The organism is Streptomyces sp. NPDC051907, from assembly GCF_040681075.1.
Lineage (GTDB): Bacteria > Actinomycetota > Actinomycetes > Streptomycetales > Streptomycetaceae > Streptomyces.
Genome location: NZ_JBFAYB010000010.1, coordinates 47088 through 59811, shown reverse-complemented (window position 1 = coordinate 59811; position 12724 = coordinate 47088). Strand labels below are relative to the sequence as shown.

General features: G+C 70.2%; 7 protein-coding genes and 1 tRNA gene. 7 read left to right on the top strand and 1 reads right to left on the bottom strand.

Annotated features, from left to right (window positions below):
- Nucleotides 1-277 precede the first annotated feature (277 nt).
- Nucleotides 278-3757 carry an AAA family ATPase gene (locus AB0M39_RS09375; protein WP_365361910.1) on the top strand — a complete coding sequence of 1160 codons (3480 nt, stop codon included), beginning with the start codon at nt 278-280 and terminating at the stop codon, nt 3755-3757.
- 314 nt (nt 3758-4071) lie between these two features.
- Here AB0M39_RS09375 and AB0M39_RS09370 read toward each other — a convergent pair.
- A tRNA-Leu gene (locus AB0M39_RS09370) sits at nt 4072-4155 on the bottom strand.
- Nucleotides 4156-4472: 317 nt separating this feature from the next.
- Here AB0M39_RS09370 and AB0M39_RS09365 point away from each other — a divergent pair.
- The 6 genes from AB0M39_RS09365 (at nt 4473) to pknB (ending at nt 12543) form a co-directional block, all read left to right on the top strand.
- Entirely contained in the window at nt 4473-5321 is an 849-nt protein-coding gene (locus AB0M39_RS09365; RefSeq protein ID WP_365361908.1) for a DUF3662 and FHA domain-containing protein, read from the top strand.
- 10 nt (nt 5322-5331) lie between these two features.
- On the top strand, nt 5332-5850 hold the full coding sequence (locus AB0M39_RS09360; protein ID WP_365361906.1) for an FHA domain-containing protein: 519 nt from the start codon (nt 5332-5334) through the stop codon (nt 5848-5850).
- Between the two features lie 129 nt (nt 5851-5979).
- Entirely contained in the window at nt 5980-7473 is a 1494-nt protein-coding gene (locus AB0M39_RS09355) for a Stp1/IreP family PP2C-type Ser/Thr phosphatase (protein ID WP_365361904.1), read from the top strand.
- A 25-nt stretch (nt 7474-7498) separates the two neighbouring features.
- A complete protein-coding gene (locus AB0M39_RS09350) occupies nt 7499-8908 on the top strand; it encodes an FtsW/RodA/SpoVE family cell cycle protein (RefSeq protein ID WP_365361902.1) in 1410 nt (469 codons plus the stop codon).
- Complete coding sequence (locus tag AB0M39_RS09345; RefSeq protein ID WP_365361900.1) at nt 8905-10365, top strand: penicillin-binding transpeptidase domain-containing protein; 1461 nt, start codon at nt 8905-8907, stop codon at nt 10363-10365. Before AB0M39_RS09350 ends, AB0M39_RS09345 begins: the two co-directional genes overlap by 4 nt.
- A gap of 168 nt (nt 10366-10533) precedes the next feature.
- Nucleotides 10534-12543 (top strand): Stk1 family PASTA domain-containing Ser/Thr kinase, encoded by a 2010-nt coding sequence (gene pknB / locus AB0M39_RS09340; RefSeq protein ID WP_365361898.1) that lies wholly within the window; start codon nt 10534-10536, stop codon nt 12541-12543.
- Nucleotides 12544-12724 lie beyond the last annotated feature (181 nt).

The window sequence follows — 12724 nt, the reverse complement described above, 5'->3', positions numbered from 1 at the left end:
TGAGCCCATGCCGCGCAGCAGCCCTCGGCCGCCCCCACGCCCGACCGAGCACCCGCCCGAGCCTCGGACCGTGCACCCGTCCAAGCCACCACCCGCGCCCCTGGCCAAACGCGCCATCCTCCCCCAAGTCCCCGCCCGGAGAACGGAGATCCAAGAACCCGCCCGAGAACTGTCGTCCTGACTGTTGGTCACCGTCCGGTCTCTGATAGTTGTTTCAGCGGGGTACGGGCGCAGGCCCGTAGCGGCGCCCCACGGGCGCGCCGCAGGGAGGATGCACATGAGCACCACCACACGCGACGAGACCATCGCCGTCGAGCAGAAGGCGGTGGATCACGCATACGACTGCTATACGGCGCGGCTGGCCGAGATGAGCGGGACCTCGGCCGCCACCGCGTCGGCGAGCGGCAAGGACGGCATCGCCAACCGGATCGACGCGGAGGCACGGGCCACGGCGTACGGCGGACTCGGCGACGAGGCGCTGGTCTTCTCCCGCGTCGACGCGCCGGGGGATCCCAGCGAGGAGCCCCGCCCCTGGTACATCGGCCGCCGGGGCGTACGCGACGCGGCGAACGAGCCGGTGGTCCTGTTATGGACGAGCCCGCGGGCGAGACTCTGGTCCGAGGCGCTGCCCGAGGAGCCGGGGGAGGTGGTCCTGCGGCGGCGACTGCACTGCGTGCAGCGGGTCGTCGAGGGCTACTTCGACGAGATCGCCCTCGCGTCGCCCGCGACCCCGGCGCCCGCGACCATCCCGCACCCCCGCCCGGCCGCGGACGAGGCCGGGCGGGCAGCCGGACCCGAGGCTCCCGTCGCGACGCGGCCGGATGCGGTCCCGGCGCAGCGAGGAGAGCGCCAGCCGGCTCCCACGCCCGGCGACGTCACCCGCATCCAGCGCCGTAAGCCGCTCCAGCCGGACGACTTCCTGCTGCGCGAGCTCCAGCGCTCGCGCAGCGGCCGTATGCGGGACATCGTCGAGACGATCCGCCGCGACCAGATGAAGCTGGTCACCGGCTCCCCTGCCGACATCCTCGTCGTCCAGGGCGGCCCGGGCACCGGCAAGTCCGCCGTCGGTCTGCACCGCGTGACCTGGCTCGTCAACAACAACCACTTCAAGGCCCAGGACATCCTCGTCATCGGCCCCCACCAGCGGTTCCTCGACTATGTCGGCCAGGTCCTGCCCACTCTCGGCACCCGCGACGTCAACGCCGTCCAGCTCGCCCGTCTCTGGGACGGCGAGATCCTCGGCGCCGACAGTCCCCGGGTACGGCAGGTGAAGTCCGACGAGCGGATGGCAGCGGTCCTGCGGCGCCGCGTCGAGAACGACTGCCGCCCCGAGGCCCTCGACGAGCTCACCACAGCGCCCTCCTTCGAGGGCGACGAGCCCGCCGTCGTCATCACGGCCGGAAGCACGACCCTGCGCGTTCCGCGGTCCGAGGTCCTCGCTCTCTTCGACGAGGCCCGCGGCGGCGACGGCCCCTACCGGCAGCGCCGCGACCGCTTCCGCAGTCTGTTCGTCGACCGCCTCCTGCAGGAGCTCGCCGCCATAGCGCCCCGCCGCGGGCAGGGCGGCACGATCCGCCGCGACCTGGAACGCAATCGCCGGGTCGAGCGGCTCGTCGAACGCTTCTGGCCGTCGCCCGGCGCCCGGGAGGCCCTGCGCAGCCTCTACGACTCGCCCGACCTGCTCCGCGCCTGCGCCGACGGCGTCCTCGACGAGGAAGAGCAGGCGGCTCTGCACCGCCCCCGGGCCGACACCGCCGACGCCGACCCCTGGACCCTCGACGACCACGTCTGCCTGGAGGAGCTCCAGTTCCTCATCACCGGGGAGGTCCCCCCGCGCTACGGGCACATCGTCGTCGACGAGGCTCAGGACCTCACGCCTATGCAGGCCCGCGCGCTGCGCCGCCGCTGCGCTGTCGGCGGCTCCATGACCATCCTCGGCGACCTCGCCCAGGCAACCGGCCCGCACACCCACGTCAGCTGGGACCGGCTCGGCACGCTCCTGTCCGACGACGGGGACTGGCGGGTCGCCGAGCTGAGCACCAGCTACCGCGTGCCGGCGGAGATCATGGAGTTCGTCGCACCGCTGGCGCGGACGGTCGCCCCGGCGCTCCCGTACCCGCAGGCCGTCCGGGCGGCGGGCGAGAACGCCGTACGAACGCAGGCGACCGAGCCGTGGAAGCTCCTGGACGACACCGTCGCCCATGTGACCCGGCTGGTGGGCACGAGCGACGGGCGCACTCTGCGGTCCGTGGCCGTCATCGTTCCCGACGACTCCGGGTGGCTCGACGAGATCAGCCGCCACCTCGACCAGAGCGCCGACATCACCGGACCGCGCCGCGAAGCGGTGTCCGTCCTCGCCGCCGCCCAGGCCAAGGGCATGGAGTACGACCACGTCCTGGTCGTCGAGCCCGCCACCATCGCCGACCGCGGCCCGGCCGGCCTGCGTCAGCTCTACATCGCCCTCACCCGCAGCACGCAGAGCCTGACCGTGCTGCACACCTCCCCGCTCCCGGAGGTCCTCACCGACCCCGGCGGCACCGCCGAACCCCCCTCCGCCGAGACGGGATCCGACGCGGAACCGGGCGACGTCCCCGAGATCGGGGCCGACATCCGGGTCCGGGTTCTCGGCCCCGGGCCCGGCGGCCGCTACCGGGTCAAGGCGCTGTCCCCCGACACCGACCGCCTGCTGGTCTTGACGGTCCGCCACGGCTCCGCCCCGCCGCGTCCGGGCGACGAGCTGGACTGCTGGGTCTTCGCGAACGAGACGAACCAGAGCGTGCTCACCGCCGACCAGCGCGGCCGGCGGCCCATCTCGCCCAGGATGGCGGAGCGCTATAGAGCGGCGCTGAGCGTGCTCGACGAGCTGACGACCGGCGGCGGCGCCGTTCCCGAGGACTCCCGCACCCGTCTGTCCGAGCTCCAGGGCATGGCCAACCGCGTCCTCCGCCGCGACCAGGCGGACTGGGTGGACGTACGGCGTGTGCTCGGCTGCCCGGACAGGCGCCGCGTGGCCGTGCTCCGCGACCTCGCGGCAGGCGCCGGCCGCGCCCTCAAGGACAACGCGCTGGACGCCGTCGCCCTGGCGGACGGGCTGGCGAACTCCGGCTGGGCCGGCGCCCTGGCCGACGCAGAAGAGACACTCCGCGCCCGCCTGGCCGACGCCGCGAACCCAGGCTCCGACGCCGCGAGCCCAGGCTCCGAGAGCGCGCCCTCCATCGCGGCGCACCAACCCGAGCAGAAGGAAGTCGAACCCGTGCACATCGTCGAAGAAGCTCCCGCCACACCGGCCGTGACGACGAAAGCCGCCGAGACGACGAAGGCGGCCGTGACAACGAAGAAAGAGGGCTTCCTGCGTGCGCTGGAGACCTCGGCGGCAGCCGACCGCACGTGCAAGAAGCACGAGGCGGTGCGCCACGCGCTGAAGTCGGAGCTCTTCTGGGCGGACCTGCAGCCGACTGACTCGCCGGTCGTCGACGTCAGCTGCGTCACGGAGCGCGGCCTGTGCCTCTACGAGGCGCTGGGCGCGGGCCGCTCGACGTACGCGGACCTCCGCTCGGGAGCGACCCGTCTCCTCGAGATCAACCACACCCTCGCCGCCTCGGCCGACTGCCTCTATCTGGTCCTGTCCGAACCGCCTGCCGAGGACTGGGCGGCCGACACCGTCCGCGACGTCTTCCAGGTCCACGTCCTGTGGCGCACCCCAGAGGGGTGGGGCGGCCAGGACACGGAAGCCGCTCTGGGCTCCTCGGGGGCGTGACGCCGGGCGGGCGCCACTGGGCAGGCTGACTTCTATCGGGTACGTCGCACCGACCGTCTGGCGATCACGGCCAGGGGCGCCGGATGAAGATCGACTGAAGATCGACTGAAGATCAGAGCCCGCATCGTGACCGATAGCACGATGTGGGTTCATTCACGTCGAAACGCCCGGAGTCCGCCGCCCAGCCGCAGCCGCCTGCCCGGAACGCCCCGAGCCCGGCCACCTAGCCGCAGCCTCGCGCCCGGACAACGAGAAACGGGCCCTCACCAGGACTTTCGTCTCTGGCGAGAACCCGTTTCATCGGTTTCTCTCTGTGCGCGAGGGGGGAGTTGAACCCCCACGCCCTTTCGGGCACTGGAACCTGAATCCAGCGCGTCTGCCTATTCCGCCACCCGCGCATTGGGTGTGCTCCTCGGCGCCTCACCTGTTCGGTGCGGCCCCTTGGCGACATGCAGAAGATTAGCACGCTGCACAGGGTGGATTCACATCTGATTGTTTCGGGGACCCGACCGGGGAACAGGGGGAACGGAAGGCGGCCGCCCCCACTCCTCCTCGGTACCCGCCGGGTGCGGGACACTGTCATGAGGCCGCCTCTACGATCCGTGTGAGAGGTGACACTCATCGACGGGGCAGACAAGGGGAACCAGCCGATTTCCCGACGCGTGGATACGATCAGTAAGCAGTACCAGGACGGCAACGACGGAGGAGGTGCCCCATGGGAGTCATGAAGCGTTTCGAGCAGCGTCTCGAAGGTCTGGTCAACGGCACCTTCGCCAAGGTGTTCAAGTCCGAGGTCCAGCCTGTCGAGATCGCGGGCGCCCTCCAGCGGGAGTGCGACAACAACGCGACGATCTGGAACCGCGAGCGGACGGTCGTCCCCAACGACTTCATCGTCGAGCTGAGCGCGCCGGACTACGAGCGCCTGAGCCCGTACTCCGGCCAGCTCGGCGACGAGCTCTCCGGGCTGGTGCGCGACTACGCCAAGCAGCAGCGCTATAGCTTCATGGGACCGATCAAGGTCCACCTGGAGAAGGCCGACGACCTCGACACCGGTCTGTACCGAGTGCGCAGCCGCACTCTCGCGTCGAGTACGTCACAGTCCCCCGAGCGCGCCCCGGCCGGCCCCGCCGCCCCTCAGGGCGGCGCCCGCGGCGGCTATGGCTACCCGCCCACCGCCGCGCCTCCCATGCCCGCCGCGCCGCCTCCGGGCGGCGGACGGCCCGGTCCCGCGCCCGTCGCGGACCGCCGCCCGACACCGGGCCCCGGCCCGATGGCGGGCGCTCAAGTACGACGTTGGATCGAGATCAACGGCACCCGCCATCAGATCTCCCGCCCGACGCTGGTGCTGGGTCGCAGCACCGACGCCGATGTGCGGATCGACGACCCCGGCGTATCGCGCCGGCACTGTGAGATCCGGACCGGAACGCCCTCGACGATCCAGGATCTCGGGTCTACCAACGGCATCGTGGTAGACGGGCAGCACACCACCCGCGCTACGCTCCGCGACGGCTCGCGGATCGTCGTGGGCAGCACCACCATCGTTTACCGGCAAGCCGAAGGGTGAAGCGGGGGCAATGTCAGAGCTGACCCTGACGGTCATGCGGCTAGGATTCCTGGCTGTTCTGTGGCTGTTCGTGATCGTGGCCGTTCAGGTCATCCGCAGCGACCTGTTCGGTACGCGCGTCACGCAGCGCGGCTCACGCCGCAATGCCGACACGCGTACCCAGCAGCCGCGCCAGAACCAGGCGGCGGCGCCGCCTCAGCAGCGCCAGCAGCCCGCCGGCCGCCAGCGCCGCGGGGCGCCTACCAAGCTCGTCGTCTCCGAGGGCACCCTCACGGGTACCACGGTGGCGTTGCAGGGGCAGACCATCACGCTGGGCCGGGCACACGACTCCACGATCGTGCTGGACGACGACTACGCCTCCAGCCGGCATGCCAGGATCTACCCCGACCGTGACGGCCAGTGGATCGTCGAGGATCTCGGGTCCACCAACGGCACGTATCTGGACCGGACCCGACTCACCACCCCGACACCGATTCCGCTGGGCGCGCCGATTCGCATCGGCAAGACCGTCATCGAGCTGCGGAAGTAGTACGACAATGAGCGAGCGGAGCGAGCGAGCCGCAGCGGTCCCGACAGCGGACCGGGACGGGCTCCCGACCGGAGGGTGGGCAGTGTGGCTCGAGACCGGCTGTACCCCGAGCCGACGGGCGAGGTGCGCATGAGTCTGTCTCTGCGCTTCGCCGCCGGATCGCACAAGGGCATGATCCGGGAAGGCAACGAGGACTCCGGCTACGCCGGCCCACGCCTTCTCGCCATCGCCGACGGCATGGGCGGCCAGGCCGCCGGCGAGGTGGCCTCCTCCGAGGTCATCTCCACTCTCGTCCAGCTCGACGACGATGTGCCGGGCTCGGACATCCTCACCTCGCTCGGCACCGCCGTGCAGCGGGCCAACGACCAGCTGCGCGTGATGGTCGAGGAGGATCCCCAGCTCGAGGGCATGGGGACCACGCTGACCGCCCTGCTCTGGACGGGCCAGCGGCTCGGCCTGGTGCACGTCGGCGACTCGCGCGCCTATCTGCTGCGCGACGGCGTGCTGACGCAGATCACCCAGGACCACACCTGGGTGCAGCGTCTGGTCGACGAGGGCCGGATCACCGAGGAAGAGGCCACCACCCACCCGCAGCGCTCCCTGCTGATGCGCGCGCTGGGCAGCGGCGACCACGTCGAGCCCGACCTCTCCATCCGCGAGGTCCGCGCCGGCGACCGGTATCTGATCTGCTCCGACGGCCTGTCGGGCGTGGTCTCCCACCAGACGATGGAGGAGACCCTCGCCAGCTACCAGGGCCCGCAGGAGACGATCCAGGATCTGATCCAGCTGGCGCTGCGCGGCGGCGGTCCCGACAACATCACGTGCATCGTCGCCGACGTCCTCGACGCCGACTCCCACGACACCCTGGCCGCGAGCCTGAGCGACACCCCGGTGGTCGTCGGAGCGGTCGCCGAGAACCAGCTCCAGCTGAACGACGGCGGCGCCATGCAGACCCCGGCGGGGCGCGCGGCCGGCCTCGGCCGCCCCGTCCCCCCGCAGCCCGGCAGCTTCGGCCCGCCCGGCAGCGGCGACGGCGTCGGCTATAGCGGCATGCCGCCCGAGGGCAGCTTCGACGCGTACAGCGACGAGGACTTCGTCAAGGAGCGCGGCGGCCGCAAGTGGCTGAAGAGAACGTTCTTCATCGGGCTCGCGCTGGCGGTCGTCGGCGGCGGTCTGTACGGCGGCTACCGCTGGACCCAGACCCAGTACTACGTCGGCTCCAACAACGAGCACGTCGCGCTCTACCGGGGCATCAGCCAGGACCTCGCCTGGGTCTCGCTCTCGGAGGTGGAGAAGGATCACCCCGAGATCGAACTCAAGTACCTCCCGCCCTACCAGCGCAAGCAGGTCGAGGCGACGATCACCGAGGACAGCCTCGACAAGGCCCGCGCGAAGATCACCGAGCTCGCCAGCCAGGCGGACGCCTGCAAGAAGGAAGAGCAGCGCCGCGAGGCGGCCGACCGCGCGAGCACTCCGCCGCCCGGCGAGGGCGAGGCGGGCGGCTCAGCCGGCACGCCTCTGTCCCAGAACGCCAAGACCAAGCCGACCGCAGCCACTCCCACTCCGGGTCCCACCCTCTCGGAGGACGAACAGAAGCTGGCCTCGAACTGCAGTAAGCAGTAAACGGCCGTAGGGGGCCTTCTCCACCATGAGCGTTGTCACCAACACGACCACGATCGGCGCGATCGACGCACCGAGTCGACGGAACACCGAGCTGATGCTGCTCGGTTTCGCCGTCGTCATCCCGGTGTTCGCGTACATCAACGTGGGCCTCGCCCTCGACGGCGAGCTGCCCACGGGAGTGCTCGGCTACGGGCTGGGCATCGGCCTGCTCGCCGGGGTGGCCCACCTCGTGGTGCGCAAGTTCGCCAAGTACGCCGACCCGCTGCTGCTGCCGCTGGCGGCGCTGCTCAACGGGCTCGGGCTGGTGATGATCTGGCGCCTCGACCAGTCGCCGCGGCTGATCCAGCGCGCCAAAGCGCAGTTCGGGGCCTTCAGCCCGGACGCGCCCAAGCAGCTGCTGTACTCCGCCATCGGCATCGCGCTGTTCGTGGCGGTGCTGATGCTGCTGAAGGACCACCGCATCCTGCAGCGCTACACCTACATCTCGATGGCCGCGGCCCTGGTCCTGCTGATCCTGCCGGTGTTCTTCCCGGCGGTGAACGGCGCCAAGATCTGGATCAGCCTCGGCCCGTTCACCATCCAGCCGGGAGAGTTCGCCAAGATCATCATCGCGATCTTCTTCTCCGGCTATCTCATGGTGAAGAGAGACGCCCTGGCCCTGGCCAGCCGGCGCTTCATGGGCCTGTACCTGCCGCGCGGACGTGACCTCGGTCCCATCCTCGTGGTCTGGGCGATGTCCATCCTGATCCTCGTCTTCGAGACCGACCTCGGCACCTCGCTGCTGTTCTTCGGCCTCTTCGTGATCATGCTCTACGTGGCCACCGAGCGCACCAGCTGGATCGTCTTCGGCCTGGTGATGTCCGCGGTCGGCGCGGTCGGCGTCGCCTCCTTCGAGCCGCACGTCCAGCAGCGCGTCGAGTTCTGGCTCAACCCCTTCGCCCAGAGCACCTGGGAGCAGAGCGACCAGATCGGCCAGGCGCTGATGTCCTTCGGCGCCGGCGGAACGCTCGGCACGGGTCTGGGCCAGGGCGACTCCGACCTCATCGGCTTCGCCGCCAACTCCGACTTCATCCTCTCCACCTTCGGCGAGGAGTTCGGGCTCGCCGGGATGATGGCGTTCCTGCTGATCTACGGACTGATCGTGGAGCGCGGCGTGCGCACCGCCCTCGCCGCCCGCGACCCGTTCGGCAAGCTGCTCGCCATCGGGCTCTCGGGCGCCTTCGCCATCCAGGTCTTCGTCGTCGCCGGCGGTGTCATGGGTCTCATCCCGCTGACCGGTATGACGATGCCGTTCGTCGCCTACGGCGGCTCGTCCGTGCTCGCGAACTGGGCGCTCATCGCCATCCTGATCCGGATCAGCGACACCGCCCGCCGGCCCGCGCCCGCGCCCGCTCCGTCCCCCGACGCCGAGATGACCCAGGTGGTCCGACCGTGAACAAGCCCCTGCGCCGGATCGCGATCTTCTGCGGCCTGCTCGTCCTCGCCCTGCTGGTGCGCACCAACTGGCTCCAGTACCTCGAGGCCGACGAGCTCAACGCCAACGACAAGAACCGTCGGGTCCAGATCGAGCGGTACGCCAACGAGCGCGGCAACATCATCGTCGACGGCAAGCCGATCACCGGCTCCGTCGAGACGAACGACACCGACTTCCAGTTCAAGCGCACCTACGTCGACGGCCCCATGTGGGCGCCGGTGACCGGGTACGCCTCGCAGGCCTACGACGCCAACCAGATCGAGAAGATCGAGGACGGCATCCTCACGGGCAACAGCGACCAGCTCTTCTTCGACCGCACGATGGCGATGTTCACCGGCGACAAGAAGAAGGGCGGCAACGTCGTCACCACCCTCAACGGCGCCGCCCAGAAGGCCGCCTTCAAGGGCCTCGGCGACAAGAAGGGCGCCGTCGCGGCGATCGACCCGCAGAGCGGCAAGATCCTCGCGCTGGCCTCCACGCCCTCGTACGACCCCGCGTCGTTCGCGGGCTACGCGCGCGAGGACGAGAAGGCCTGGATCGCGCTGGAGAAGGACAAGGACAAGCCGAAGCTGAACCGCGCGCTGCGCGAGGTCTACCCTCCCGGCTCCACCTTCAAGGTCGTCACCGCGGCCGCCGCCCTGGAGCACGGCCAGGTCGAGGACATCGAAGCTGCCACGGACACCGAAGAGCCGTACATCCTGCCCAACACCCGCACGAAGATGGTCAACCACGCCACGGGCTGCGAGAACGCCTCTCTGAACCAGGCGATGAAGGTGTCCTGCAACTCCGTCTTCGCCAAGCTCGGCGACAAGGTGGGCCGGGACGACATGCTGGAGACGGCGGAGAAGTTCGGCTTCAACGCCGAGCAGTTCACTCCGGTGCGCACCTCGGCGTCCGTCTACGACAAGAACATGGACCGCCCCGGCAACGCGCTCTCCTCGATCGGCCAGTTCAACACGGCTGCCACCCCGCTGCAGATGGCCATGGTCACCGCGGCCATCGCCAACGACGGCAAGCTGATGAAGCCGTACATGATCGACAAGCTGGAAGCCCCGAACCTTGACGTCGTCAAGCGCACCGAGGCGGAGGAGATGAGCCGCCCGCTCTCCCCGAAGAACGCGCAGCTCCTCCAGCAGATGATGGAGACCGTCGTCGAGGAGGGCACCGGCTCCAACGCCAAGATCGGCGGGGACGTCAAGGTCGGCGGCAAGACCGGCACGGCCCAGCACGGCGAGAACAACAGCAAGAACCCCTACGCCTGGTTCATCTCGTACGCGAAGGTCGGCGACGGATCGCCCGTCGCGGTGGCCGTCGTCGTCGAGGACAGCGAGGCGAAGCGGGACGACATCTCCGGCGGCGGTCTGGCCGCCCCGATCGCCAAGGCTGTGATGAAAGCGGTGCTCGACAGCAAGAAGTGACGCACCTCACGCACGGCGTCCATACCTGCACATTGCTATACCGGTCAGGTATCAGACGACGGTCGCGAGCGGATCGCGTCGGACGTGCCGGGTAGCGTATGCGCGAACAGCGCACCGCCGGACCACACACGGGTGCGGTCGGGACTGACGGAGAGGGCTGGAACAGTTATGGAAGAGCCGCGTCGCCTCGGCGGCCGGTACGAACTGGGCTCGGTGCTCGGCCGTGGTGGCATGGCCGAGGTCTACCTGGCCCACGACACCCGGCTCGGCCGCACCGTCGCCGTGAAGACGCTGCGGGCCGATCTCGCCCGTGACCCGTCCTTCCAGGCCCGGTTCCGCCGTGAGGCCCAGTCGGCCGCCTCGCTGAACCACCCGGCGATCGTCGCGGTCTACGACACGGGCGAGGACTATGTCGACAACATCTCCATCCCGTACATCGTGATGGAGTACGTCGACGGCTCCACGCTGCGTGAGCTGCTGCACTCCGGCCGGAAGCTGCTCCCCGAGCGCACGCTGGAGATGACCATCGGCATCCTCCAGGCGCTCGAGTACTCGCACCGCAACGGCATCGTCCACCGCGACATCAAGCCGGCGAACGTCATGCTGACGCGCACCGGCCAGGTCAAGGTCATGGACTTCGGCATCGCCCGCGCCATGGGCGACTCCGGCATGACGATGACGCAGACGGCGGCCGTGATCGGCACCGCGCAGTACCTCTCCCCCGAGCAGGCCAAGGGCGAGCAGGTCGACGCGCGCTCCGACCTGTACTCCACCGGCTGTCTGCTCTACGAGCTCCTCACCGTCCGGCCGCCCTTCGTGGGCGACTCCCCGGTCGCGGTGGCGTACCAGCATGTGCGCGAGGAGCCGCAGCCGCCCAGCAACTTCGACGCCGAGATCACGCCCGAGATGGACGCCATCGTCCTCAAGGCCCTGGTCAAGGACCCCGACTACCGCTACCAGTCGGCCGACGAGATGCGCGCCGACATCGAGGCCTGCCTCGACGGCCAGCCCGTCGCGGCGACGGCGGCCATGGGCGCCGTCGGCTATGGCGGCGGCTACGCCCCCGACGATCAGCCGACCACCGCCCTGCGCCAGGCCGACCCGGGCGGCCAGACGTCGATGATGCCGCCGGTCAACCCCGACGACGGCGGCTATAGCGGTTACGACGACCGTCCGGACCGCCGACGGGGGAAGAGGTCCAGCACCTCGACGATCCTGCTGGTGCTCGCGGGCGTCCTCGTCCTGGTCGGCGCGGTGCTGATCGGCAAGGCCGTCTTCGGCGAGACCGGCGGCAAGGGCGACCTCCCCGTGCCGCAGCTGGTGGGCAAGACCTACAAGCAGGCCCAGAAGCTGTCGGAGAACGCGGGCGTCAAGGTCGCGCAGTCGGGCACGGAGCGCTGCGACCAGCCCAAGGGCAGCATCTGCAACCAGACGCCGTCCAAGGGCAAGATGAAGGAGGGCGAGACCATCCAGGTCGTCGTCTCCGAGGGCGCGCCCACCATCGAGGTTCCCGACGTCGTCGACCAGCAGGTCGAGCGGGCGACGGAGCGTCTCGAGGACAAGAAGTTCCGGGTCAAGATCATCGAGGTCGAGAACGACGGAGAGCCCGGCGAGGTCCTCAAGCAGGACCCGAAGGGCGGCTCCCAGGCCGAGGAGCGCACCGAGATCACCCTCACCGTGGCCAAGAAGGCCACCCGCGAGGTGCCCCCGGTGATCGGTCAGCAGTTCGACCAGGCCAAGAGCCAGCTGGAGACCCTCGGCTTCACCGTCGCGCGGGTCGACGTCGACTCGGAGAAGCCCCTGGGCGAGGTCGTCGACCAGTCCCCGCCGGGCAACTCCAACGCGGCGAAGGGCAGCCAGGTGACCCTGCAGGTCTCCAAGGGCCCGCAGCAGGTCCAGGTCCCGGTCCCCGAGGTGAGGACGAAGACGGTCGCCGAGGCCAAGCAGATCCTGGCCCAGAGCGGGTTCACGAACATCACGTTCCAGCCCGGCAGCTCCCCGGACGACGCCGCGTTCGTCACCGGCCTCGACCCGCAGCCCGGCACGCAGGTCGACCCGAAGACGACGACGATCACCCTGACGACCATCGGGGGCGGCGGCCAGAACGGCGGTCAGAACGGCGGCGGTCAGAACGGCGGCAACAACGGCGGACTCGTCAACGGCGGACTCGGCGGCTAGCCCGACACGCCCGCACCAGCGGAGAGCCCCGGCGCCCTTGAAGGGCGCCGGGGCTTCTTCGTGGCCGAGGGGCGTGTGTGGGGGGGGGCTGCCCGAAGCCCCGCGGCTGATGCTCGTGGGCCGGGAGGGGCGCTGGGGGCCCCTGGGGCACCCTCCCGAGCTCCGCGGCCGCCCGCCCCCC

Excerpts from the sequence above, each read along its gene's own strand:
- AB0M39_RS09375 (WP_365361910.1), top strand. The coding sequence starts at position 278 with ATGAGCACCACCACACGCGACGAGACCATCGCCGTCGAGCAGAAGGCG.
- AB0M39_RS09365 (WP_365361908.1), top strand. The coding sequence starts at position 4,473 with ATGGGAGTCATGAAGCGTTTCGAGCAGCGTCTCGAAGGTCTGGTCAAC.
- AB0M39_RS09360 (WP_365361906.1), top strand. The coding sequence starts at position 5,332 with ATGTCAGAGCTGACCCTGACGGTCATGCGGCTAGGATTCCTGGCTGTT.
- AB0M39_RS09355 (WP_365361904.1), top strand. The coding sequence starts at position 5,980 with ATGAGTCTGTCTCTGCGCTTCGCCGCCGGATCGCACAAGGGCATGATC.
- AB0M39_RS09350 (WP_365361902.1), top strand. The coding sequence starts at position 7,499 with ATGAGCGTTGTCACCAACACGACCACGATCGGCGCGATCGACGCACCG.
- pknB (WP_365361898.1), top strand. The coding sequence starts at position 10,534 with ATGGAAGAGCCGCGTCGCCTCGGCGGCCGGTACGAACTGGGCTCGGTG.